Genomic DNA, 24,202 nt, shown 5'->3' on the forward strand with positions numbered 1-24,202 from the left:
AGCAACGTACAATCATACGTGTTCTTTTTAACGGTAGACACCCGGGTTAGCTTACTTTCTTCAGCTAACCTTCTCAGAGAGGATTTTCATGTAACATCTGCACACCGACTTCCACCAACTGCCGGCTCTCTGTAGAACAAAATGAAACACTACTCTTTCTCATCAACGAATTTGTATGCTTTTATTGCATGTCATCGTATCAAATTAGCCAATGTTTGTCAATCATGTTTCGCCTATGATAACTCGTTAAGACAAGTGGCGATTTGTTGATGAAGGGTCGCATATTTTGATTGATTATATGTTTGGATAAAAAAGCTTTTTAGCAATGTTTTGTAATTGAATACTGCGTTTCTGTAATGCTCTTCAGCTAATTGACTCTTTAATGTAACTACTGTTGATGGCATTTTCTGCACTAATTGAATTACCTCATCTTGCTCTAATCCTTGCTCCAGCATCGCAAAAAAATGTCATTAATTTATTCTTTAACTCATCTTCCTTCAAACGTATTGTAGCAACTGGTTGACTCCCCTTACTTAATCTTTTTGATTCTCCCAATTACTTTCTTGGTATAGCCCATCTAGCCTCCAACCATTATAAAAACGAACATATGTAAATTCCTTTTGCCAATTATCCTGATGCACAACAACCTTGCTTCGCCAAGGCAAAGTAGATGCATAAACCTGTCCCTTTCGAACCTCAGCTATATGATCAGCTACATCGAGCAGTGTGGAAGGTGCAATCGTATTGTTTATCAAATAAAGCTGACGATCCGGGCTGGCCTCGAGCTCTTGCATTACCTGCTGGTGAAAAGCAACTACCTGTTGATTTGCCAGAAAAAGTGAATACACGAGAGAGCTCGCAAATAGCGCCATTAATGCTGCCACAAAAACAACATGCTTTTTCTTCAAACCTATGTAAAACGACCAATTCTTTTCCTTTTTGTATAAATGAAGATATATTACTAGACTAATTGGCCATAAAAATAGTAGCTGCCAGCAAAGGACAACCCAAAATAGCTCTCCATCTGAAACGAAATATCGAATACTCAGGTAATTGAATAACCATAGAGGAAACGACCAACGCCAAGGAGTCTCTTGCTGCGACCTACTCTTAAAATAAATTAGTAGAAGAGGTAAGCTTAGGAAAAAGGCTGTTGTAAAATCTACTATAGCAAATAACAACCCAACACCTCCATTTAAGGAAAATATTACAACTATTGTAACGGAATTTAAATTAAAGGAAAAGGCTATGCATCCTATATTTTTGAATGGTAGCCTTTATTTTATTAATATTCTTCTACTATTCTCAAACCCACGATATCTTTAAAATCGATTATAGGTTGAGAACCATCATACCCAATTGCCTGACTATATTGTACTTCAACACGATCGCCAACTGATAATGTTTTCGGGACATCCACTAGAGGGAACCACGTACCATTGCTATGTTTTTTCACTAATTCCTCTACAGATAATTGACCAATCTCGCTATCCAAGACGCCAGAGACAACTAAAAATTCATGTTCCTTGATGGCTAAGACTGTTCCACTTCTTTTCCACATCATTTGACTTTCCTTCTCTGGGATTCTATATTTTTCTTGTAAAGAAGCAACGTCTTTATGATAGTGCTGCTTTAAATAGTTCATAGCTTTTTGTTCAACGAACCACATCCGGATTGGATCACTTGTATTTTGATATTCGACTCTGCTTACCTCCATTAATAAGTTAACTGTAGCCATTTTATAAGCGATTGGCTTTGCATATTTTGCAGAAAAATCTTCTTTTGTAATTTGCAGCATTTGTAATCGTTCCTTCATCGTTGGCTGAGTTTCATTGCTAAAACCCTCCATAATCAGTTCTAACTCTTTATCTACTTGCTCCCGTGAGGGGATTAACTTCATTGATTGCGCATAAGCAAAAGTCGATTCAAGATATAAAAAACTATCAAAGCTTGCCCTATAGAGTCGATTTTTTCCATTCATATAAGCATCCTTTTGTAAGTGAAGCTCTAAAATTCGTTCATCTAATACTGGTGGGATCATAGAAGTTTGTTTTTGATGATCATTGTATTGCAAATATACAAACAATCCTATACAGACGCTCAAAATCATGGCTAAAAGCCCATATTGCCAGCGTCTAGTAGATTTTTTAACAGGACGCTGTTCTAAATGCTGAATGACATTTGCCATCACACGCTTTTTGCTTTCTGATAAATCCCGTACGACACGAATATCCACTTTACTCATGCAGAAGCACCTCCCATTCAACATGCTGTAGTTGTAGCTTTAGTAACTCTCGCCCTCGACGTAGCCTTGTTTTTACTGTACTTTCAGGAATATTTATCAGCTGCGCAATGTCGACTACAGACAATTCTTCAAAATAAAAATGAATAATGACCTCACGCTGCTTGAATGGGAGAGCTAGGATTGCATTTTCAATCAAAGTTTGTTCATCTTGCCGGACAAGCATATCCCTTCTTGTGATTGTCTGCTTGGCAGCAATTTTTTGTTGTACTTGGATTCTCCGATAAGTCCAACTTCGTAAATAATCTTTACTTCGGTTACTAACTAATTTCGATAAATAAGCCTTAAGCTCACCACGTTCCTCATAGTTCTGCTGATTATCGTAGAACTTTATAAAGACATCCTGAACGATATCTTCTGCACTTTGTAAATCTCTTACATAGTAAAAGGCAAGACGGATAAGTCTCTCTGTATGCTGTTCCATTATTTTTTCCAGTTCATGAATTAGCAACATGTTTCCCCCTCTCTACCCTTTAAACGGTGCTCATGTCTTTAAGGTTTGCTTTTTTTGTCATTTATTCAAAATTATTGTCAGTAAATGGTGTAATCACCTTTTTTTCCATTGAAGATAATACGATATTGGTAGAGGGAGTACCATAAGGCATAGCCGCATCTATAAATTCCTCTAATGTTTCTACTGAATAGGTTGCTAGCTTGACGATATAGCTAATTTCTCCTGCCACTCGATAACATTCAAGAACATCGGGATGGGCATTACAAAATGCAGAGAGACTTTTACAATCAATAGATTTAAATAAAATAATCGCCTGAATAGTGCGCTCCATTTTTTTGATGTTTACTTTTGCATGATACCCTTCGATTACCCCTTGTTCCTCCAGCTTTTTGACACGTTCAATAACAGCTGGAGAAGATAAATGGACAGTGGTCGCTAACTCCTTCATCGAAATTTTTGCATTATGCTGTAACTGCTTTAAAATTTGTGTATCAATTTGATCCATCAGACTTCACCTTTCATAATCAACTTTTTTTCACATAATACCTTTTCAAATAAAGCCATATGGCTAAAATACATTATACAACTTCTGTTATCAGTCCGTCCTATTGATTACAATAGAAGCAATAAAAGGAGGATTAATAAATATGAAAAAAATATTATTACTATTAGCAAATGGCTTTGAAGCGGTAGAAGCAAGTGTTTTTACAGATGTTCTTGGCTGGAATAAATGGGAAGGTGATGGTACAACTGAGGTTGTGACTGTCGGTTTGCATGAACAGCTGCAATGCACATGGAATTTTAAAGTGACTCCTGAAAAATTGCTCCACGAAATTACATTAGAGGATTTTGATGCATTAGCGATCCCTGGTGGCTTTGAGGAAGCAGGCTTTTATGAGGATGCCTTTAGTGAGGAATTTCAAACGGTTGTACGGCATTTTGACGAACGTAAAAAACCGATTGCAACGATCTGTGTTGCGTCTCTTATATTAGGAAATTGTGGTATACTCCAACATCGTCAAGCAACGACCTATAATCACCCAACGAGTAAACGTTTAGCACAACTGGAAAACTTCGGTGCAACCATTGTTAATGAGCGCATTGTACAAACAGATCATTTAATCACCTCATCAAATCCAGGAACGGCCTTTGATGTTGCCTTCCGCTTACTAGAAACCCTAACGTCTAGCGAAAATACAATGAAAGTAAAAGACTTAATGGGCTTTCGCTAAACATAGAAAAAGTAGGCTTGCACTAAGCCTACTTTTTTAAGCGTTTTTATTATTTGCCTATAGGTGCTGTTTCTGTTGTGCTAAGATCTATTTCTTTTGCACTTTCTAGCACTTCTTTTGGAATGGTAATCGTTGTTACAGCATTGAAATCATGGTATTTGATCGTTGTTTGCTGTCTTGTTTTTATCGAATTACCTTCTACTTTCATACTTAACGTCATATCCATCGCAATTTCTTCTACATCAAATGTTTCTTTATTAATCAATAATTTGTATGTGAGATTGTCAAAAGACATATTGCCTAATTGTGCCTCTAAATCAGCGTCCATGCCTAAATCCATTACACCAAGCTGTTGCTTTACTAGCTCTGTGAATTTTTCACCTGAACCTTTTAGTGTTAATTCGTAGCGGCTTGCTGTTTCATTTAAAGTGAAGTCTTCAGCAAATGATTGCAGCATCTCTAATTGCTCCGCTGCATCTGGCTGCATGCCTGTTTGACTAAGTACATCATCAAATAGTTGTTTCGGGAATTTTACCCAAGCTTGTTGGTCTGCCTCATACATATACATACCATCTTTAGCTGTCATGTACATTTTAATTGGTAAATTAATTGCTTCACCACTTGTTGGATCTGTTAGGGACATTGTTCCATCCGCAAAGAACTGCATTGGCTCTGTAACAATTTCCATGTTCATATTGCCTTTAGAATCCATTTTCATGGTTTCCTTACCATCGTTAGCTTCTACTGACTGTGAAATGGTCATAGTAGCCTTCATGCTTTTTAGCTCTTTTTGCTTAGCTAATGTTTTGGTAAATAATTCCTCAAGTGCAGCACTATCCTTTGTTGTAGTAGGCTGTTCTTCAGTCACCTGTTCCTCTTGAGGCTGCTCATCTTTTTCATCTGGTATAGGCATTGTATCTACCGGTAAGTCTAATGCGTTCACAATAAATGTCGCTAACTGACCACGAGTCACATTTTTATCTACACCAAATTCCGTTGCAGTAACGCCTTTTGCAATACCTGCCTCATATAATGCCGTTACGGCTTCTGCAAATGGGCTATCTTGTGGTACATCTGTAAATGGACTTTCTCCTTTAGCTGTTAAGCCTGTTGCCTGTGCCACCATTACTGCCATTTGACCACGTGTAATCGTTTCATCTGGGCGGAATGTATCATCCTCATAACCTTGTACTACGCCAAGATTAACTAATGTGATAATTGCGTTGTAATATGGGCTAGTTGCGTCTACATCCTTAAAATTCGGATTTTCAGCACTCTCTAAATTTGTTGCAAGATCAAAAGCACCTGCAATCATCTTAGCCGCTTGTCCACGTGTTACGTCTAGTGATGGCTTAAATGTGCCATCTGGAAAACCATTAATAATGCCTGCTTCATGTAGTGTTAAAATACTGTTAAAATGTGCATAATCTTTGCTTACATCTGAAAATGCACTAGCAGCTGAAACTGGTACTACTGCTAAAGCTGTAATGGCTATTGCTGTTGTGGCCGCTGTGTAAAGTTTATGTTTTCTCTTTGTCATAATCATCATCCCCCATTTATGTAATTGTAAAAAGGCTTACATTCTAATTCTATATAAATAGTTAGGAAAATGCTAGGATACTTGGAAAATAATTTAGGAATATTTACATTTATCCAATTCATTATCATATAAAAAAACCGACCTCCTAAGAGATCGGTTTTTTAAGTTGATGATTACTCAGCAGCTTTTGCGCGAAGAACCATTTGTAGGATACCACCGTGACGGTAGTAGTCTACTTCTACTTCTGAATCGAAACGAGCTAAAGCTTGGAAAGTTTTAACTGTGCCGTCTTCAGATTTAGCAGTTACTGTTAAGATTTCACGTGGTTTTACGTTGTCAGTAATGTTAACAGAGATTTCTTCTTTACCAGTTAAGCCTAGTGTATCAGCAGATTCACCTGGCATGAATTGAAGTGGAAGAACACCCATCATTACTAAGTTAGAACGGTGGATACGCTCGTAAGATTGTGCGATAACAGTTTTCACGCCAAGTAGGAATGTACCTTTCGCAGCCCAGTCACGAGAAGAACCCATACCATAGTCGTTACCAGCAAGTACTACTAAGCCAGTACCTTGCTCTTGGTATTTCATACATGCGTCATAGATGTACTCTACTTCGCCTGTTGGCCAGTAAGTAGTGAATCCACCCTCTGTACCAGGAGCAACTTGGTTACGGATACGGATGTTTGCAAATGTACCACGCATCATTACTTCGTGGTTACCACGACGAGAACCGTAAGAGTTGAAGTCACGGATTGCAACACCGTTTTCAATTAAATATTTACCTGCAGGTGTATCTTTACCGATTGCACCAGCTGGAGAAATATGGTCAGTTGTGATTGAGTCACCGAACTTCGCCATAATGCGTAAGCCGTCTAAGCCTTTAATAGCTTCTGGCTCTTTTGCAAGACCTTGGAAGAATGGTGGGTTTTGGATGTAAGTTGATTTTTCATCAAATGTGTATAGAGACTCAGTTGATGTTTCAATTGCATTCCATTTTTCGTTCGCTGTGAATACAGTTTCGTATTCTTTTTGGAATAATTCACGGTTAACAACAGTACCTAATACTGCGTTAACTTCTTCAGTTGATGGCCAGATATCAGCGAAGAATACTTCGTTACCATCTTTGTCTTTACCGAATGAATCTTTTTGTAGATCGATATCCACTGTACCAGCAAGTGCATAAGCAACAACAAGTGGTGGAGAAGCTAAGTAGTTAGCTTTTACAAGTGGGTGTACACGACCTTCAAAGTTACGGTTACCAGAAAGAACTGAAGTTACGAATAAGTCATTTGCTTTAATTGCATCTTCGATTTCAGGTAATAATGGACCTGAGTTACCGATACATGTTGTACAACCGTAACCTACAGTGTTGAAACCGATTTGGTCAAGGTATGTTTGTAAACCTGAATCTTCAAGGTAACCAGTTACAACTTTAGAACCTGGTGCTAAAGAAGTTTTTACCCATTTAGGCACTGTTAGACCTTTTTCTACAGCTTTTTTCGCTACTAAGCCCGCAGCAATTAATACGTATGGGTTAGATGTATTTGTACAAGAAGTGATAGCAGCAATTGCAACAGCACCTGTTGGAATTTCTACATCGCCTTCAGCGAATTTCGCTACAGAAGTTTTTGCGAATTCATCTTCTGTTAAACCGAAACCTTGTGTACCTTGTGGTGCCACTACTGCTTCTTTGTAACGAGAACGCATTTGAGATAGTGGAATTAAGTCTTGTGGACGTTTTGGACCAGAAAGGTTTGGTTCGATTTCAGCTAAGTTTACTTCTAATACGTCAGTGTAAACTGGCTCTAATGTTGGATCGAAGAACATGTGGTTTGCTTTTAAGTAAGCTTCAACAACCGCGATGTGCTCTTCGTCACGACCAGTTAAACGCATGTAGTTTAATGATTCTTCGTCAATTGCGAAGTAACCACATGTAGCACCATATTCAGGAGCCATGTTAGAGATTGTCGCACGGTCAGCTAGTGGTAATTTAGATACGCCAGGTCCGAAGAACTCAACGAATTTACCAACTACGCCACGTTGACGTAATACTTGTGTTACTTTTAATGCTAAGTCAGTAGCAGTTGTTCCGTTTGGAAGATCGCCAACTAATTTAACACCGATAACTTCTGGAATTGGGAAGTATGAAGGTTGACCAAGCATACCTGCTTCAGCTTCAATACCACCTACACCCCATCCAAGAACGCCGATACCGTTGATCATTGTTGTATGAGAGTCAGTACCAACTACTGAATCTGGGAATGTTTCGAATGTGCCATCAGCATTTTCGTTAACGTGTACAACTGGAGCTAAGTACTCTAAGTTTACTTGGTGAACGATACCTGTTGCTGGTGGTACAGCACGGAAGTTATTGTAAGCAGTTTGAGCCCATTTTAAGAAGTTATAACGCTCAGCGTTACGTTCGAATTCAAGGTCCATGTTTGCTTGTAATGCAGATGCATTACCATATTTGTCAACTTGTACAGAGTGGTCAATTACAAGGTCAACTGGAATAGCAGGGTTGATTTTGCTTGGGTCTCCACCCATTTCTTTCATTGCAGAACGAAGAGATGCAAGGTCAACAACTACTGGTACACCAGTAAAGTCTTGTAATACAACGCGAGAAGGTTTGAATGGTACTTCAGCTTCTGGATCAGCACCATTGCCCCATTTTGCTAATTCGTTTACGTGCTCTTCTTTAATTACATACGCATCATATTGACGTAAAACAGATTCTAATAATACTTTGATTGAGTAAGGAAGGTTTGAAACTTTTGCAACGCCAGCTTTTTCAATCGCAGCTAAGTCATAGTAATTGTAAGTTTTACCATTCACTTCGAATGATGCACGGCTATTGTGTAAATTACCTTGTGCCATTTGCGGATCCCCCTAATTTATCTTTTTGAAAAGGCTTTAAAAATGTGTAGCATCTTTTCTCCAATACCCATGATAGCGCATTTATATTCATAAGTAAATTACATTAATATTATCTTTTTTGATAAGCATAACTTATGACCTTGGTTTCTATCCTGATGTTTTTAATTTTTTGATGTGCATAATATCAAGGTTTTGTATTAATGAGGGTTTCTATACCTGTCTAACGATGTGTATTTAACAGTACAGATTGAAAAACAAACTGCGATACGCGTTTTTTTTTGTAAAAGTGTACCTCATTAGAGAGGTATATAAATTATTATAGAAGAAACTACAAAAAATTAATGTTAAAATAATTTCCTTTCCACAGTTTAAAGACTTAGGTCTTGGCAAAGGAATATCAAATGACGCTTCAACTATATAATCCAATCTATATCATCAGTAAATTCTATAAAACCGATAAAATGATAATCTGCTTTAACATTTGTCTCTTCTGTTCCATCTGTTACACCTACTCTTATCCAACTAAATCGACCTTCACTGATAAAGCAATATCTGAAGGAGGATTTTCTTCTACAACTACATAAGATATTATGTAAGAGCCTTCTGGTAAATCATTTAATACATCTTCATAAGTCTCATTCGTATTTAATACTCCGGTCACTATTTTCTTTTTATCACTTACATTTCTAATACTAAATTGAAAGCTTTCCGTACCAGTATTTAGAATGTAAATTTTCACCTTTGAATCCCCTTTGTTATCAAAGTACGATTTAGGTTTCACCAATAGTGGATGCAATCTGTTCATCAATTATGCGAGCATGAATAATTCCAATTTGTTCTTGTCTACTTCATTATGTGATATCCGATACTACTGGTTTCTCTTTAAATACTTTCGAAACTTCATGGGAAGGTTGATTTTCTTGTATAGATGAACACACACTACTTCCTGTTAAAATAATACATATTGAACAAACTTAAACTAGTTTAAAAATCATTTTATTTAAGTTAATTATAGCAATATATATAACAACTTACTCATACTCTACCAAATCGACTTTCACTGATAAGGAAATTTCTATTGGAGGTTCTTCATCTTGAACAACAGTAGAAATGGTATAAAATCCTTTCGGTAATTGTTCAAATACCTGTTCATAGCTTTCATTTTGCATTAAAATTCCAGTAGCAATTTTTCTTCTATCTTCCATGTCACGTATACTATACACAAAACGCTCAGTACCGGTATTTACCAAATGTACTTTCACATTTATGTCGCCATAGCTTTCAAAATACGTTTTACTATCACCAATTGGAGATACTATTTGCTCGTCAATCATATAACCACGAATCACTTCGATTTTATTCTTGTTTTGGTTTAAATTTTCCCCTTTCATCTCTTCAGTACCAGATTCAGCTGGCTCACTTTTAATTACTTTCGACTCTTCTTGAGAAGAGGTTTCATCTGTTTGAGTTAAGGTCGTTGTGCATCCAGATAAAATTATGCAACAGGACCATATCAGTGCAAATTTATTAATTTTCATCATTTTCTCCCGCGGAACATTATTCTATTTATTGATAATTATACCAAATTTACAAAATAAAAAGAAGCAACCTTTTGGATACTCCACCATTAGAGCCAATGATATGTATTTTTCGAGGAAATTTATTGTTCAAATAAACCCTCCTATTCATTTTTTGTAGAATGATTATTTGTGGCTCACTACTAAAAATCAGGGATGACATTTTTTAAACATATGAAATGTATATAAGCTAAGCAATCCACAAAAATGTAGAAGAAAAAAGACTGAACAAAATTTAGTCCCACCGTCGTCGAATATAATAAACATCTGCACCCAATACCATGATCCCGATTAGGAAGAATCATTAAATCAAATTATATAGTGTTTACGAGTTAACAGCTTCAGGTGTTAATCATTACTAAACAAAGGTTTGTAAACTAAGAATTACACAGATTCTTTAATATTAGGAAAAATCATGATCTGATTTTCAATTAATGTATTGAAGTTAATTCAACGCTTCCCTTTATACCCACGCGAAATTTTTAAATATTATAGAAGAAAGTCACTCATTTTTTTCAAAAATGAGTGTCTTTTTATTGTTCTAGAATGATTTCTTTTCAACCTGCTTACTTATCTAAATATCCCCAATTGCTTAGATAATCTTGACGCTCAAGTCATTTCGTCTTTTTGTGAAAGTTCCACACTATATAATTTTTATTCATTTTGGCGTATACACGTTCCAAGTCATACCACTCCTTTCTATTAATACTATTTTGTAATTTTTTGGGTATTCAAAACATATAATATTAATTAATATATCCGGTATACATTCATCGAATAAAGAATATAATTCTGGAGGGTGTTAAATGAATACAATAAAATCTTTAATTTTCCCCCAAGACTTGAATAAATTGACCAAAACTCTACTTAAAGAGGTTTGTAGTGATATGACTTTAGAAGCGACAGGTAATGTAAATGAATTAGCAAGTAGAGTATGGGACGCTTTTGAACTTATTGAAGGAGATGTTCTTACAACGATTAGTAATAATATTTTTACTGGGCCCGTTTCTTTAGTTTGGTATCGAACTACAAATCCAACTGGTTTAACTGGACTTAAACAAAGTATTATTAATAAAATGCCATTCAACCCTTTCGAAACAGTAATTACACCAAATAGCGAAAATGTTCCCATTGAACCTACTATTATAGCTGCTTCTGAAATCGAAGGTTCACAAGCATATTATTTAAGGTTTATTCATAGAACAGGGGTTAATGTAGATTACTTTTTAACCAACCGTAGAGAATACATTAAACATGAAATTACTACAGTTTATATTGATGAAGTTAAGGGAATAATAGAAGTACGAGCAAGTTCAGCTGTTGCAAAGAAAATCATAGCTGGATTAGCTAAAATTGTAGATGAAGAATATGAATTCAAACAGTATGATTTCTTACAGAAGTATGGCGGAACTCTTGAGCCTTTAGCTGATGTTCTTCAAGGAAGGCTTATTGATGCTACAGGAAGACCAGCAGGAATAATAAATTCATTTGAAGAAACACAAGGTAAATCCATTGTGAGAATACTTTCTGCAATTGATGAATACTATACTAATGGTGAATTATCAGCTCTTGAGCAAAACTTAAATAGCGAAGATATTACCAGCATTTTAGAAACAACACCTTTTTCTTTGTTACTTTTAAGTGGTCTCGAAACAATTGGATTAGGTAGCATTAGAGAGTTAAGAGGCTTACCATTGTATAATTATTTAGAGCCTTATCTATCCAAACAAAAAGGATCAATACTATTTGAATATAGTGTTGGTGGAGTGGTACAAGAATATTCTATTCGAATTGGCGTAACTACAAAGACATTTAAGTTCAATGTATTTGCGTCTGAACATGTATTGGATTATATTAGAGAAAAATTGATTCTGCGAGGTAAAAGTTGTGAGCAATTTAAAACCATGGGAAATTTCTCAAAAAATAGATAATGCACTCGAGGCAATTGCTATAAGTAAAGTTGATAAATTTTACCATAGTTATATTGCAGAAATAACTGGCTTACCTCTTGGAGTAGTTATTGAGAAATTATCTGAATTAGAAAAACAAGAAGCGCTCGTTATAGAATTAGAATTCCACTGTGAGGAATGTAGTAGAAGTATTTTAACTGCCAATAAATATGAATTGGAAAATATGGATTCACTTACTTGTAAGTATTGTGGGGCCGAAAATTGTTTTGATCCTTTAAACGCTATTCCAATCATTAAATTAAGTGAAGATTTCAAACAAAGTTTTTCCAAAAAAAAAATAATAACAAAATGGCTAATGTGGGGTTAAGTAAACAAAATAAACCTGAGAGTTTAAGAGAAATTATAGATATTTTAGAAAAAGAAAATTCTGGTCAATTATTAGATACAGTATCGAAACTCGGGCAAGTAACTATTATTTTAGGAGATGGTTATATGGGTGAATCTAGTAAATATGGTGGTTTAACTTTTGGAGAAAATAAAGGTAATATCACGATTGAAAACAACGGTACACTGAATCAAGGGATCTCTAGCCGATCTGATGATATTAGCGGTGCGTTAAAACAACTTCACGAAGATATTCAACGCCTATCAGGTGAACAACGTGAAATTGCAGAAGCGCATTTTGAACTACTTCAAACGCACATAAACAATGGAGATAAAGAGAAAGCTAAAAAACCATTAGAGAAATTAACTGCAATACTTGGTGTTATTACCTCTCTTGTAACTATTGCTTCTGCCTTAGGACTTGGAATCCCTTTAAAATAATTCAGGTGTGTTGAATAACCGTTTTTATCCACCCCTCAATTAAAATGCTCTCATATCCTATAGAATTATAAACCTGGCGAACCAGCACTTCCCCAGTATTAAACTGGGGTTTTTTGATCATTTCCCACTTTAAAATTTACCTTCAATCGTTGTCATTGATATTAAATCCCTTTATCTATTAGTTTCGGGATAGCTTCTTTAGCATCGCCCCAAACTGAAATCGTATTTGGCTATCCCACCACTATTATTATTTCCCTCAGAGTCTTCGGTAAAGATTTTTAAAAAACAACTACCCTTAATCCATTACTGAGCTGTAACATCGCTGCTACAAATTTCGAATCACGCGATGCGGCGAAACCTTCAAAGAAAAAAGTACCTGCATCACCACAAAAACGTGAACGAAAATCAAAAGAAGAATGGGAGGATTGGCTTACGAAACAAGCAGAAATCAAAGCCAATCAGTCGACTTATGAAAAAGAAATCATGCATCAACTCGATACTCCACTGAAGACACTGTGGCAAGATGCGCCAATCGAACCAAATTGGGGCATCAAAAAGAACAGTGACGGCAAAAATACGTTTTGGTTTGGCTTTAAAGGGCATCTCGCAGTGACAACCAAGAGCCAATAAGTTTAAGGCTATTTCTCAGTCTTTTATTGTACTATCTGAAAAAGCTATCTACCCCTAAATTTTATGGCCTGAAACAGCTTCAATCCTTCATTAAGGATCCTCCAGTAGTAAATAGATGTTCATCATCAACGGTTTCCATATAGCCTCTTAATTTAATTTCAGGATGATCTATACCAAACAAAGTTTTATCACCCAAGCCTTCAAATGGCATAAAAACAGTCAATGTAATTTTTTCCCCTGGTTGAATATTTAATTTATTTCCAGTCGCTTCAACATGATATTCATTCCCTTTATAGCCACTTTCACCGTGTTTAATAGGAAAAGAAACATACACATTATTTTGCTTTATAGTATAATCACTGCCATTCACCAATTGGATAGTATAGGATATTCCTTCTTGAAGGGTTTCCTTTTCTAGTAATTCTAGCTTTACTTTTTTTACATCATCTACAGTAAACTTTTTTTCGCTTGTGCATCCTGCTAATACGATCAATATTAGCAAAAAAGAAAATAATAATTTGAATTTCAAGTACTTTCCCCTCACTTACCATTATTGTTTAATATTAACACACATTTATTGTAAGTGAAGAGGCATTGTATATCTACAGCCTCGAGGTTTTTTGGATATTATTATTTAAATCTACCATAATAGAATCTCCAAAACTGCGAACATCTGCCAAGTAATCATACCCCTCTGGAGAGCCAAAACTATTAAAAGCCCTAACTGCCACGATTTTTTCACTTGGAATGACAAGCAGTGTGACGGTAGTGTATCCCAAAATTTGAAATGCTCCATTTGGTACAAGTGCTCCTATTTCTGAACGCTTGGCCATCGACCCTTTTACATACCAGAAGAAGCCGTTTTCTGGAAGGTCAGGATTGGAGAATGCAGGACTATGTATCGTTGTGGCTAATTTTAAAATATCCGGAGGAATCATTTGTTTGCCATTCAAATTCCCTTCATTTAGGTGAAGTAACCCCCATTTTGCGAATTCTCTTGCGGAGGCATACATATTCATTTGACTGCCATCCAAATTTGAAGAAGCTGACCAAAAACGGTCATTCGGTTGCCGAATCACTTCAACAAAGGTGTCATCAAATGTATGATACCAATTCGTTTCGGAAAAATGTAAAGGTTTGAATACCTCTTCATTGACAATATCAGCAATCGTTCGCTTTGTGGAGAATTTTACAATGTCGGATAGTAACTCTATATTTCTACCCCGATAAGCCCAGCTCGTACCTGGAGCAAACGTCTGAACATCCTCCCCATCTATATATTCAAGACCATGTGAATGCGTTACTAAATGACGTATCGTAATACCATTGTATACATCCTTTTGGCGGTCGGGTAATAAATACAAAGATATCTCATCATCCAATGACTGAATATACCCATGATAGATGGCATAGGCAACCGCAAACGCAATATAGCTTTTACGGCATGAGGCAAGATGAAATTTGGTATCTGCTTGGATAGAACGTGCATTTTCTTGATTTGAATGCTTCCCCCAATATTGCTCGACTTGTAATTCATTATTATGGAATAAAACGAGAGCTGCTCCTGTACAATGAAGTGTTTGAAAAGTATTTTCTACTGATTTTTTCACATGATCAAATGATTGAGCTAACACTGAAAACTCCTCCTTTTGTAGTTCGCAAGATTTCTATATGCCTTTTATACATCTTTTGCAAGGGCTCGCTCATCTTGTTCAATTCTCTCGTCTACCCTCGTAGAAAGCCTCCTTCTGAATGGATGATTTGTCCTGTCATCCATTGAGCTTCCTCACTCGCAAGAAAACTAATTACTCTTGCGACATCTTCAGGTGATCCAATACGTCCCATCGGAAACTTTGGTAACAGGTACTTTCTAATTTCATCATTCATCCACGTCGAGTCGGTTGGCCCTGGATTCACTGCATTGACCGTAATTCCTATTGGAGCTAACTCTTGCGCTAATGTTCGTGTGAAAGCTGATATGGCTCCTTTTGTTGCTGCATAGGCTAGCTCTCCCACCATAGGACCTAACTCTTGTCCTGATGTCATATTTATAATTCGACCAGACGTGAAATGGGCTTTTTGAAAAAGACGAGCAAATTCAACACAAAGAAGAAATGTTGATCGCATATTTACAGCGTAATGTTGGTCAAGCGTCTGGGCATCTAACTGTACATAGCCATCCTGTGTGGAATGGGCTGCATTATTAATTAAAATGGAAGGGACGCCTAGTTTTTCTTCGACCGTCTGAAGAATCGTTTGTGCTGCTTGGGTCTCTGATAAATCAATTGTCATTTCTTCACACATGATCCCCATACTGAGAAGTTCATCTTTAAATTCACCAATCCAATTATGATCAGCATGCCAGTGCGTGAAAAAAATATGTACACCATCAGCAGCTAACCTTCTACAAATGGCTGTTCCAATATCTCGTGGATGGCTCGCACCTGTAATGACTGCAATTTTGTTTTTACTCATATTTCCCCTCCATTTTTTAAGAATTATTTAACCATCACGTTTAAGCAAAAAAAGGAGCAAAACCACAATGGTCTGCTCAGCCTTTGAAAATAAGTGCTCGACTAATTGCTAATGAATAGCAATCTTATTTTGTACTTCAATTTGAAATGCCTGTACATCAAATCGATGCTGTCGAATTATATCTTCCGCTAACTGTTGAGCTTTCTTTTGCATCCCTGCATTTTTATCTTCCGTTAAATTAATCATTACTTGAATAGATTCTGAGGTAATGCTGTGCTCGACACTAAAGTCACCATAGTTTTGATCAATCATCGTTTCAAATAGATTAGCCATAACGTCATTATAGCTAAGTCGAGTCGATTCTGTTGCTGCCGGTTCATAAAGGTCCTTCAATGTCAGCTGAAAAGAGATTGGATTTAAATCATTTTTCTGGATACAATTTAACATAATCTCCTCCATTTTCTTCTTCGCCACTATGTCCATCTCTTCCGGTAAGGACACTAGCAGTTCAATCTTTCCGCTGGGCAGAACACCATAGTCTAATTGAAAGCTAAAAGATTCTTTACAAAGGGCATTAAAAATATCACTAATTAAAAAATGATATTGTTGAATATAACTTAATAATTCATTATTACTAGTTCGTGACATAGTAATAGTTGATTTTTCAACATATTGAATAGGTGCATTTGCTAACAAAACAAATGCACTACAAACAATAAATGCAAGTAGAAACCATAAAGAAAATATTCTATTAATAAACATCTATAGCCCCCTTATTCGGGACTATATGCAAATTCTCTAAAGTTAATTACGGTAGGATCTTATAAAACAACACACGGTCTTGATTTTCACCGCCATAATTACTATGAATGGAGATAGCATCCACTGTCTTGTCACCTTTTTCCATTCTAAACCCCATATTAGTATGGAAGGCAATGGACACTTCATTAATAGGAGACGTTACACATTTGACAATATTTCGATGATATTGCTTTACCACATGAAAGAAAACATCATACAGTCTTTTGGCAATATTCTGTTTTCTGTAATCAGGATGGACTCCAACAAAGTGGATAAACGCTTCATTTGAGTTGGATTGCGATAAAAAGCCGACTAGAAAACCAATAATTTCGCCATCCTTTTCCATAATGAGGCTCGTATTCGTAAAATGATCGAAAAATAATTTAGGTAGTTTATCTGACATATTCCTTCCGCCCCACCAGTCATTAATTAACGGGGATAAAGTATAGTAATCTGAACTTTGTAAGCTACGAATATTCATAGAAAACCTCCTTATTTTCAATTCTTACATGATATTTTGGCTATGGTTCTGAAGGGGCGAACGTTTGCACCGCTACCACAATTAAATAAATGGTGACAATCACCATACCAAACACACTACCAATGCGTATTAATTTAATTTGCAATTCGGAAACCTCTGGCGTCTCTTTGTAGCGCCAGCGCTCAAAAAATAAAAAGCTTTCCACTGGATCATACAAACTCCATATACAGTAGCCATATACCGGTATGGATAAAACAATACTGATGAATAACAACTCTATACCCTCCATCTAGGATGTTTAATCCTATTATTATTTTACCCTACCATTTATTTCAATTTCAATAATTCGATCAAGCCTTAGCTATGACTAATGACTTTAACGTCTCACTTAACGTCTGAATGCGGTTTGTTGAATCTGTCATCTTCACTAATAGCTGATTTTCTTCTTCCACAGAATGCAATATGTCAACCGTAGACGTTGCATTTTGCTCGGTCATTTTATTTAGCTTTTCAATTTGCTTTTGAATTGACTCGAATTGTCTGATGGCATTGCTTAATTCATTCATTCCTCTAGTTAAATCTGTATTTGTTTGCGTAAATGAATCCTTTAAAACATTGAAGAAATGACTAACATCTCGTAACAGTTGTTCCCCGTACTGAAGCGCTTTTTCACCGTCTTCGGAACGCTGATGTGCCTCCGTTGATTTTTCAAACAAGGTTTTCGTTACATTGGTAATGCTTACAGTAATAGCGGCGCTTTCTTCTGCTAGCTTACGCACCTCATCTGCAACAATGGCAAATCCTTTCCCATGTTCCCCTGCTCTAGCCGCTTCAATGGCTGCATTAAGTGCCAATAAATTCGTCTGCTGAGCAATATGTGTGATGCCCTTTAACAAGCTATCCACTGTTTGCAAACTATGCTGAAGCTCGTTTACCGTTTCCGCCGTTGAGCTCATCGCGTGACTCATCACACTCATTTGTGTCATCGCATCCTGCATTTTGTCCCACCCAGCCAATACTTCTTGCTGAAGCTGAGTAGAGCTTGCCACTGTATCCTTCGAGATGGTCAATGTTTCATTAACAAAGTGAACCGAATCGCCCATGGTGCCATGAATCATTTGTAAACTAGATGACTCTTGCTGGATACTGGCAGAAATATCTTCTGTGGCGATTAATATTTGTTTACTTGAACCTGAAATCCTTTGCATTGTTTGTTGGAACTGTGTCACATGCTCGTCCAGAGCCTGACTACTTTTTTCAATTTCTTGAAAGGTCATTTGTAATTGATTGTAGGATGCTTGCATCTCATTTTGCTGAATTTCTGCATGTTCAATCAGCTCATTGCCCCATTTTGCAATTAAATAAAAGGCAATAATCACTCCATTCAAAATCGCCAAAAGTGTCACAAAAACAACGATATCATCAAATGGCCCCAGTAAAGATGGTGAGTTAACCATATATAATATGAAAAAACTGATGTTTGTTAAGATCCCAAAGAATACGATTAATTCCTTTTTAAAATACAGGGCAATAATAGCCACCGTACAAAGCAAAATATAATGTTTGTTTAATGAAAAGCTATCAAGCAAAAATAAGGTAAAGACAACACTAGACGGAATTAAGCCAAAAATAAAGCCTTTAATATAGGTTTTGATTGGCAATAAATAGTTACATACTGCCAACGTGATGACGGCTAGTCCAACAAATAAAAATAATATGCCTTTCGATAGGATTAGAGGTCCACAAATTAAAATAGCTAAGATTGAAATAATAGCTAAATTTACACGGTGGACCTTTCGCGTGTCGTAACGAATTTTATGCTCCATTGTAATCCCCCTAAAAAATGAATGGACATTCAGTTTAATTTTCTATTATTATATAGTATAACTACTGCTTTTTGTAGCTAAATATTGTATATTGAAGCATATTTTATACATCTTTGAAATTAAAGGAGGAAAATGAATTGAGTAGAGTTCAACAAATTGCATCAAATTTTTATTGTATTGATACACATGATTTAAATCGGGAACAACGAACGAGCTCCTATTTATTAATCGACGAAAAAATTACTCTAATTGAAACTTCTGCAAGCCCATCCGTTCCTTACATAATGGAAGGATTAAAGGAGTTAAATATTGCATTAGAGGATATTCACTATGTCATCGTGACACATATTCATTTAGACCATGCAGGAGGAGCAGGGTTATTTTTGCAAAGCTGTCCTAATGCAAAATTAGTTGTCCATCCACGAGGGGCAGCTCACATGATTGACCCAAGCAGACTTATTTTCAGTGCAAAAGGAGTCTATGGAGCTGAATTTGATCGCCTCTTTGATCCGATTGTGCCAATTGATGCTGCACGAATTATTGAAGTAAGTCACGAGCAACGTCTAGATTTAGGCCAACACCATTTAACGTTCTATCATACAGAAGGCCATGCGAAACATCATGTATCTATGCTCTATTCCGCTACCAATGGTCTTTTTGTAGGGGATACAACCGGGGTTCGTTATCCTGAAATGGATGGAGAAGCAATTGATTTAATTATTCCATCCACTTCGCCTAACCAATACAACCCAGAAACAATGGAGCAATCCATTCAGTTGTACGAAAAACTTCAAGCAGCTGAGTTATATTTTGGCCATTATGGTGCCTATAAAAATCCAGCTGAAGCTTATCGCCAAGTACGCTATTGGACACCCCTCTTTTTAGCAGAAGGTAAAAAAGCCCAAGCTGCATCAAGCGACTTCCAGGAGCAAGTCCACTATTTAGATGCTCGCTTAAAGGAGCTTTTATTCAGCTATTTACAGGAAAACGGCATTCCAACAGATCATCCAGTCTATCAAACGATTCCTTTCGATACCATTGTGTCGTCAATGGGAATTCTAGATTACTTAGAAAAAGTCAATGCACAAGTGCCTCTATAACAGTAAAAAGAGATGTCTCCATGATGAGGAGACACCTCTTTTTAAAAGGAACGTAAAGTTTCTCCTTTGAATTTTGATGCTTTTGACTTTGATGGATACGCTTCTATTTGGGACTGAGGTTGATCATCCTATTGATTGAAGCGCTCCTTCTTGAGTCAAAAGCGCTTGACATTGTGATTGGAGTATTCCCATTGCAGGCTTAAGTGATCATCACTTTGCTAGAAACGCTCGTAATTTAGACAAATGTGATCGTAACTCCGCTCGAAACGCTCATATCTCGGTCAAATGTGATCATAACTACGCTTGAAACGCTCATACCTCGGTCAAATGTGATCGTAACTCTGCTTGAAACGCTCATATCTCGGTCAAAATGATCATAACTACGCTTGAAACGCTCATACCTCGGTCAAATGTGATCGTAACTCCGCTCGAAACGCTCATATCTCGGTCAAATGTGATCATAACTACGCTTGAAACGCTCATACCTCGGTCAAATGTGATCGTAACTCTGCTTGAAACGCTCATATCTCGGTCAAAATGATCATAACTACGCTTGAAACGCTCATACCTCGGTCAATAGTGATCGTAACTCTGCTTGAAACGCTCATATCTCGGTCAAAATGATCATAACTACGCTTGAAACGCTCATACCTAGGTCAAATGTGATCGTAACTCTCCTCGAAACGCTCATATCTCGCTCAAAATGATCATAACTATGCTTGAAACGCTCATACCTCGGTCAATAGTGATCGTAACTCTGCTTGAAACGCTCATATCTCGGTCAAAATGATCATAACTACGCTTGAAACGCTCATACCTAGGTCAAATGTGATCGTAACTCTGCTTGAAACGCTCATATCTCGGTCAAATGTGATCATATCTCTCCTCAAACTGCTCGTATCTCGGTCAAATGTGATCGTAACTCCACTCGAAACCTCGTATCTTGGTCAAATGTGATCGTAACTCTGCTCGAAACGCTCATACCTCGGTCAAATGTGATCGTAACTCTGCTCGAAACGCTCATATCTCATCCCAAAGTGATCATCACCATTCTCAAACGACTCCTACTCTGCCTTTCTTTTCGCTCCTATAAATTGGTATTATAATTAACGAAAAAGGAGGTTACTTATTATGTGGCCAAAACTTGCTTAATTTTTCACTGTCATTGCTGTTTTACTGCTTAGTCCCGCCTATTTCCTTGCTCATGGGTTAGAGTGGCTAATGTTTGTTGGATTTGCTTGTTTATTATTGAGCTTTGTTATGAGTATTGGAGCCTTTTTAAAAAAGGAGCAAGGTTTTCTAAAGCTTATCCCGATCACTATGTTTTTTCCTTGTGAGTTTCATTCCTTCAGTAGCGGAGCCATTTCAAATTGTTCGTGTCCTAAGCTGGATAAAAAATTTATAAGGAAAATTATTGTTTTAATTGAGCCAATACAGCTCGAAAATCCTGCTTCTCCCCTACCTCTCGAAATGTTTGAAAGGGATTCCCTATTTTTTTCATGCGCTCTATGACAGCGGGAATCGTGAAGAACTCTGGTTTTAAGTTTTCATTAACTTCATCCCAATTTAGAGGTGTTGCGACTAAGCCCTTTGGATTGCCTCTCGTAGAATAGGGGGCAATGATGGTCTTCCCCTCTGCATGCTGCACGTAATCTAAATATAATTTTTCATGGCGATTCTTTTTTAATCGCTCAATTGTATACAAATTCGGCTTTTGCTCACATAAAAATCGACAAACAAATTCTGTAAACACCCGAACCTCCTCATAGGTAAAGGTGTTGGTTGGTAGCGGTATATAGAGCTGTAAGCCTTTTCCACCTGATGTTTTGACAAATGATTGTAGCTGAAAATAGTCAATGATATTTTTTAAATCCAGTGCACCAGCTACAGCTAATGAAAAATGTTCAGCTGAGGGTGGGTCTAAATCGAAAACTATTTCTGTCGGGTACATGGATTGGAAAGTTTGAAACGGAATATGCAGCTCCAATGCCAGTTGATTACCTAGCCACAGCAGAGTTTCTAAGTTGTTACATACAATATAATCAATCGTATCCATCACCGCCGTTGCCACAAAGTTAGGCATTTTATCTGGTTTACTTTTTTGATAAAAGCTTTCGCCTGGCACACCATGTGGAAAACGAATTAAAGTGAGAGGACGGTCTTTTAGAAAGGGTAATAAATATGGTGACATGCTTTGTAAATAGGACAAATAGTGATCCTTCGTTATGCCAATTTCTGGCCAAACAGGTTTGTCTGGGTGAGTAATAGGCACAGAATCGGGAATCGGAAAAAGCTGTCGTTGCATGTGCTGCCATTGACAATCCTCCGGTGTTTGTTCCAATCGAAAGACATGAAATCTAGGTTCCCGGAGCTTACTACCATCAAAATCAATACAAGCAACGTCGATACAAATAGATGGTTCTAGATGCCATAACTCTTTTTGGCGCTGTCCATTGGTCTGAAAAAATGTAACAAGTGTTTGGTGCTCTTCTTCTGTCATACCATGTTTAAACGTCACAACCTCGCGCAATTGACCATCCTTATAAATTGAGCCATGAAAAAAGCCATTGCTATGGTTATATTGTGTGACTACAACCGTCACATATCGCCAATTTTTAATTTTTAACCAATGATTTGAACGAGTGTTTTCCAGCCACTTACTTGTTTTCTTCTTTGCCACCATGCCCTCACCATTGTAAACCTTTATTGCCTGCCATAAATTCTCGCTCTCTTCCTCCCCCTCTACAATTTGAATCGAGCTTCTATCCTCAAAGTCGACGCTCGGTAATAGTACCTTTGAAGCAAACTTCGCCAATTGCTCCTTCCTTGTTTTTAAATAGCGATTGTGAAGGGACTCCCCCTTAAAAGTTAATACATCAAATACGAGATAACGAAAAGGAAAGGTCTTTGCATGTGCCTCTATGACGTCCTCATTTTGCATTCTCCCTCTTTTTTGAACAACTGCAAATTCACTTTTATAATGATTGCTTAAATAAACAATCTCTCCATCCAAGGTTAATGGCAAAAAAGCCTTTACAGATGCATATATTTGCTGACAGAAAGCTAAAATCTCAGGAAACAAGTAGTTTAAATTGCGACCATTTCGGCTCATGAGTATCGGCTGTTCATCCCATATTAACAGGCAACGAAAACCATCATATTTCGTTTCATATAACCACTCATCCCCATTTGGAATATCGTTTGATTCCGTTAAAAGCATTGGTTTCATTCAACACTACCTACTTTGTTTTTTATCTACAGTGTTTGACGATTTCAATTTACAATACATAAAAAGCTGCAAAATACATCATAGTAAGAAAAACGAGGTGACAAACATGCATACAGTGTGGAAAGGCAGTATTTCCTTTGGTTTAGTCAATATCCCAGTTAAACTACATGCCGCTACTGAAAATAAAGATATTAAATTGCGTCAGCTTCACAAAGAATGCCATACACCTATTAGCTACAAAAAGGTTTGTGAAGGCTGTAATCAGGAAGTAAAAGATGAGGATATTGTTAAGGCTTACGAATATACAAAAAATAAATTTGTAGTCTTGGATCAAGAGGATTTAGAAAACCTACGTAAGGAAAATGAAGAGAAGGCTGTAGAAATTATTGATTTTGTTCAATTAACCGAAATCGATCCGATATATTTTGAACGTACCTATTTCTTATCTCCTGATTCTACCGGTGCTAAAGCCTATTCCCTATTGCGTAAAACATTAGAGCAATCAGGAAAAATTGGTATCGCGAAAATTATTATTCGATCAAAAGAACAGCTTGCCGTTGTGCGAGTTTATCAAAATGCACTCGTCATGGAAACAATTCATTATCCAGATGAAGTGAGAAGTGTTGGCGACGTGCCCAATATACCTAGTGAGCAAGACGTGGTGCCTAAGGAGCTTGAAACAGCTCTCATGCTTGTAGATCAGCTAACCACTACCTTTAACCCTGAAAAATATACTGACGATTATCGCAACGCTTTACTAGAACTAATCGAAGAAAAGAAAGCTACGAATACAATCGCTGCAAGTGATAAACAACGACCAATTCCCGATAATGTCACAGATTTAATGACAGCACTGCAGGCTTCCTTAGATAAAACGAAGAAGCCCGCTCCAAGAAAACGCACCACCCGCACAAAGAAAAATGCTTAAAAAGAGAGCGTAT

The 24,202-nt window shown here is 36.9% G+C and carries 23 protein-coding genes, 1 pseudogene and 1 other annotated feature (1 of these 25 running past the window's edge); of the genes and pseudogenes, 7 read left to right on the forward strand and 17 right to left on the reverse strand.

Annotated elements, in window-relative coordinates; translation table 11 throughout:
* Positions 1 to 175 (reverse strand) — a binding site (T-box leader); it reaches 64 nt to the left of the window's first position.
* 58 nt (positions 176 to 233) lie between these two features.
* The 5 genes from OU989_RS11745 to OU989_RS11765 form a co-directional block, all read right to left on the reverse strand.
* A complete protein-coding gene (locus OU989_RS11745; protein ID WP_274793229.1) occupies positions 234 to 455 on the reverse strand; it encodes a hypothetical protein in 222 nt (73 codons plus the stop codon).
* 78 nt (positions 456 to 533) lie between these two features.
* Positions 534 to 1,181, reverse strand: coding sequence for a hypothetical protein (locus OU989_RS11750; protein ID WP_274793230.1), 648 nt, complete (start codon positions 1,179 to 1,181; stop codon positions 534 to 536).
* 104 nt (positions 1,182 to 1,285) lie between these two features.
* Entirely contained in the window at positions 1,286 to 2,245 is a 960-nt protein-coding gene (locus tag OU989_RS11755) for a DUF3221 domain-containing protein (RefSeq protein WP_274793231.1), read from the reverse strand.
* Complete coding sequence (locus OU989_RS11760; RefSeq protein WP_274793232.1) at positions 2,238 to 2,756, reverse strand: sigma-70 family RNA polymerase sigma factor; 519 nt, start codon at positions 2,754 to 2,756, stop codon at positions 2,238 to 2,240. Before OU989_RS11760 ends, OU989_RS11755 begins: the two co-directional genes overlap by 8 nt.
* Positions 2,757 to 2,817: 61 nt before the next feature.
* Entirely contained in the window at positions 2,818 to 3,261 is a 444-nt protein-coding gene (locus tag OU989_RS11765) for an Lrp/AsnC family transcriptional regulator (RefSeq protein ID WP_274793233.1), read from the reverse strand.
* A gap of 142 nt (positions 3,262 to 3,403) precedes the next feature.
* Between OU989_RS11765 and OU989_RS11770 the strand changes: the two genes are divergently transcribed.
* Entirely contained in the window at positions 3,404 to 3,988 is a 585-nt protein-coding gene (locus OU989_RS11770; protein WP_274793234.1) for a DJ-1/PfpI family protein, read from the forward strand.
* Between the two features lie 49 nt (positions 3,989 to 4,037).
* On the opposite strand, the gene OU989_RS11775 is transcribed toward OU989_RS11770, so the two are convergent.
* From OU989_RS11775 to OU989_RS11790, 4 genes are all read right to left on the reverse strand, one after another.
* The gene (locus OU989_RS11775; RefSeq protein WP_274793235.1) at positions 4,038 to 5,528 is read right to left on the reverse strand and encodes an S-layer homology domain-containing protein; all 1,491 of its coding nucleotides are present in this window, start codon (positions 5,526 to 5,528) and stop codon (positions 4,038 to 4,040) included.
* A 173-nt stretch (positions 5,529 to 5,701) separates the two neighbouring features.
* Positions 5,702 to 8,407: an aconitate hydratase AcnA gene (gene acnA / locus OU989_RS11780; RefSeq protein WP_274793236.1), complete on the reverse strand. Its 2,706-nt coding sequence runs from the start codon at positions 8,405 to 8,407 to the stop codon at positions 5,702 to 5,704.
* A gap of 514 nt (positions 8,408 to 8,921) precedes the next feature.
* Complete coding sequence (locus OU989_RS11785) at positions 8,922 to 9,146, reverse strand: hypothetical protein (RefSeq protein ID WP_274793237.1); 225 nt, start codon at positions 9,144 to 9,146, stop codon at positions 8,922 to 8,924.
* 292 nt (positions 9,147 to 9,438) lie between these two features.
* On the reverse strand, positions 9,439 to 9,948 hold the full coding sequence (locus OU989_RS11790) for a hypothetical protein (RefSeq protein ID WP_274793238.1): 510 nt from the start codon (positions 9,946 to 9,948) through the stop codon (positions 9,439 to 9,441).
* Positions 9,949 to 10,790: 842 nt separating this feature from the next.
* On the opposite strand from OU989_RS11790, the gene OU989_RS11795 reads away from it, so the two are divergent.
* The 4 genes and pseudogenes from OU989_RS11795 to OU989_RS23715 form a co-directional block, all read left to right on the forward strand.
* Complete coding sequence (locus tag OU989_RS11795) at positions 10,791 to 11,915, forward strand: hypothetical protein (RefSeq protein ID WP_274793239.1); 1,125 nt, start codon at positions 10,791 to 10,793, stop codon at positions 11,913 to 11,915.
* Positions 11,872 to 12,261 carry a hypothetical protein gene (locus OU989_RS11800; RefSeq protein ID WP_274793240.1) on the forward strand — a complete coding sequence of 130 codons (390 nt, stop codon included), beginning with the start codon at positions 11,872 to 11,874 and terminating at the stop codon, positions 12,259 to 12,261. Before OU989_RS11795 ends, OU989_RS11800 begins: the two co-directional genes overlap by 44 nt.
* Complete coding sequence (locus tag OU989_RS11805; protein ID WP_274793241.1) at positions 12,252 to 12,719, forward strand: hypothetical protein; 468 nt, start codon at positions 12,252 to 12,254, stop codon at positions 12,717 to 12,719. The genes OU989_RS11800 and OU989_RS11805 overlap by 10 nt, the downstream gene beginning before the upstream one ends.
* 318 nt (positions 12,720 to 13,037) lie before the next feature.
* Positions 13,038 to 13,346, forward strand: a pseudogene (locus OU989_RS23715) (IS5/IS1182 family transposase); the annotation flags it as partial.
* An 82-nt stretch (positions 13,347 to 13,428) separates the two neighbouring features.
* Here the strand turns inward: OU989_RS23715 and OU989_RS11810 are convergent.
* The 7 genes from OU989_RS11810 to OU989_RS11840 all read right to left on the reverse strand — a co-directional run bounded on the left by OU989_RS11810 (position 13,429) and on the right by OU989_RS11840 (position 18,932).
* Entirely contained in the window at positions 13,429 to 13,878 is a 450-nt protein-coding gene (locus OU989_RS11810) for a hypothetical protein (RefSeq protein WP_274793242.1), read from the reverse strand.
* A 73-nt stretch (positions 13,879 to 13,951) separates the two neighbouring features.
* A complete protein-coding gene (locus OU989_RS11815; protein WP_274793243.1) occupies positions 13,952 to 14,983 on the reverse strand; it encodes a serine hydrolase domain-containing protein in 1,032 nt (343 codons plus the stop codon).
* A gap of 91 nt (positions 14,984 to 15,074) precedes the next feature.
* Positions 15,075 to 15,824: an SDR family oxidoreductase gene (locus OU989_RS11820; protein ID WP_274793244.1), complete on the reverse strand. Its 750-nt coding sequence runs from the start codon at positions 15,822 to 15,824 to the stop codon at positions 15,075 to 15,077.
* Between the two features lie 108 nt (positions 15,825 to 15,932).
* Positions 15,933 to 16,586 (reverse strand): hypothetical protein, encoded by a 654-nt coding sequence (locus OU989_RS11825; protein WP_274793245.1) that lies wholly within the window; start codon positions 16,584 to 16,586, stop codon positions 15,933 to 15,935.
* Between the two features lie 46 nt (positions 16,587 to 16,632).
* Positions 16,633 to 17,106: a GNAT family N-acetyltransferase gene (locus OU989_RS11830; RefSeq protein WP_274793247.1), complete on the reverse strand. Its 474-nt coding sequence runs from the start codon at positions 17,104 to 17,106 to the stop codon at positions 16,633 to 16,635.
* A 40-nt stretch (positions 17,107 to 17,146) separates the two neighbouring features.
* Complete coding sequence (locus OU989_RS11835) at positions 17,147 to 17,380, reverse strand: DUF6199 family natural product biosynthesis protein (RefSeq protein WP_274793248.1); 234 nt, start codon at positions 17,378 to 17,380, stop codon at positions 17,147 to 17,149.
* A gap of 76 nt (positions 17,381 to 17,456) precedes the next feature.
* On the reverse strand, positions 17,457 to 18,932 hold the full coding sequence (locus OU989_RS11840) for a methyl-accepting chemotaxis protein (protein ID WP_274793249.1): 1,476 nt from the start codon (positions 18,930 to 18,932) through the stop codon (positions 17,457 to 17,459).
* Between the two features lie 137 nt (positions 18,933 to 19,069).
* Between OU989_RS11840 and OU989_RS11845 the strand changes: the two genes are divergently transcribed.
* Positions 19,070 to 20,032, forward strand: coding sequence for an MBL fold metallo-hydrolase (locus OU989_RS11845; RefSeq protein WP_274793250.1), 963 nt, complete (start codon positions 19,070 to 19,072; stop codon positions 20,030 to 20,032).
* A gap of 1,411 nt (positions 20,033 to 21,443) precedes the next feature.
* On the opposite strand, the gene OU989_RS11850 is transcribed toward OU989_RS11845, so the two are convergent.
* Positions 21,444 to 23,261, reverse strand: a complete 1,818-nt coding sequence (locus tag OU989_RS11850) for a DNA ligase D (RefSeq protein WP_274793251.1) — start codon at positions 23,259 to 23,261, stop codon at positions 21,444 to 21,446.
* A 106-nt stretch (positions 23,262 to 23,367) separates the two neighbouring features.
* Here OU989_RS11850 and ku point away from each other — a divergent pair, with 106 nt between their 5' ends.
* Complete coding sequence (gene ku / locus OU989_RS11855) at positions 23,368 to 24,189, forward strand: non-homologous end joining protein Ku (RefSeq protein WP_274793252.1); 822 nt, start codon at positions 23,368 to 23,370, stop codon at positions 24,187 to 24,189.
* The last annotated feature ends 13 nt before the right edge of the window (positions 24,190 to 24,202 follow it).

Origin of the sequence: Lysinibacillus irui, assembly GCF_028877475.1 — a bacterium.
GTDB classification, from domain to species: Bacteria; Bacillota; Bacilli; order Bacillales_A; family Planococcaceae; genus Lysinibacillus; species Lysinibacillus irui.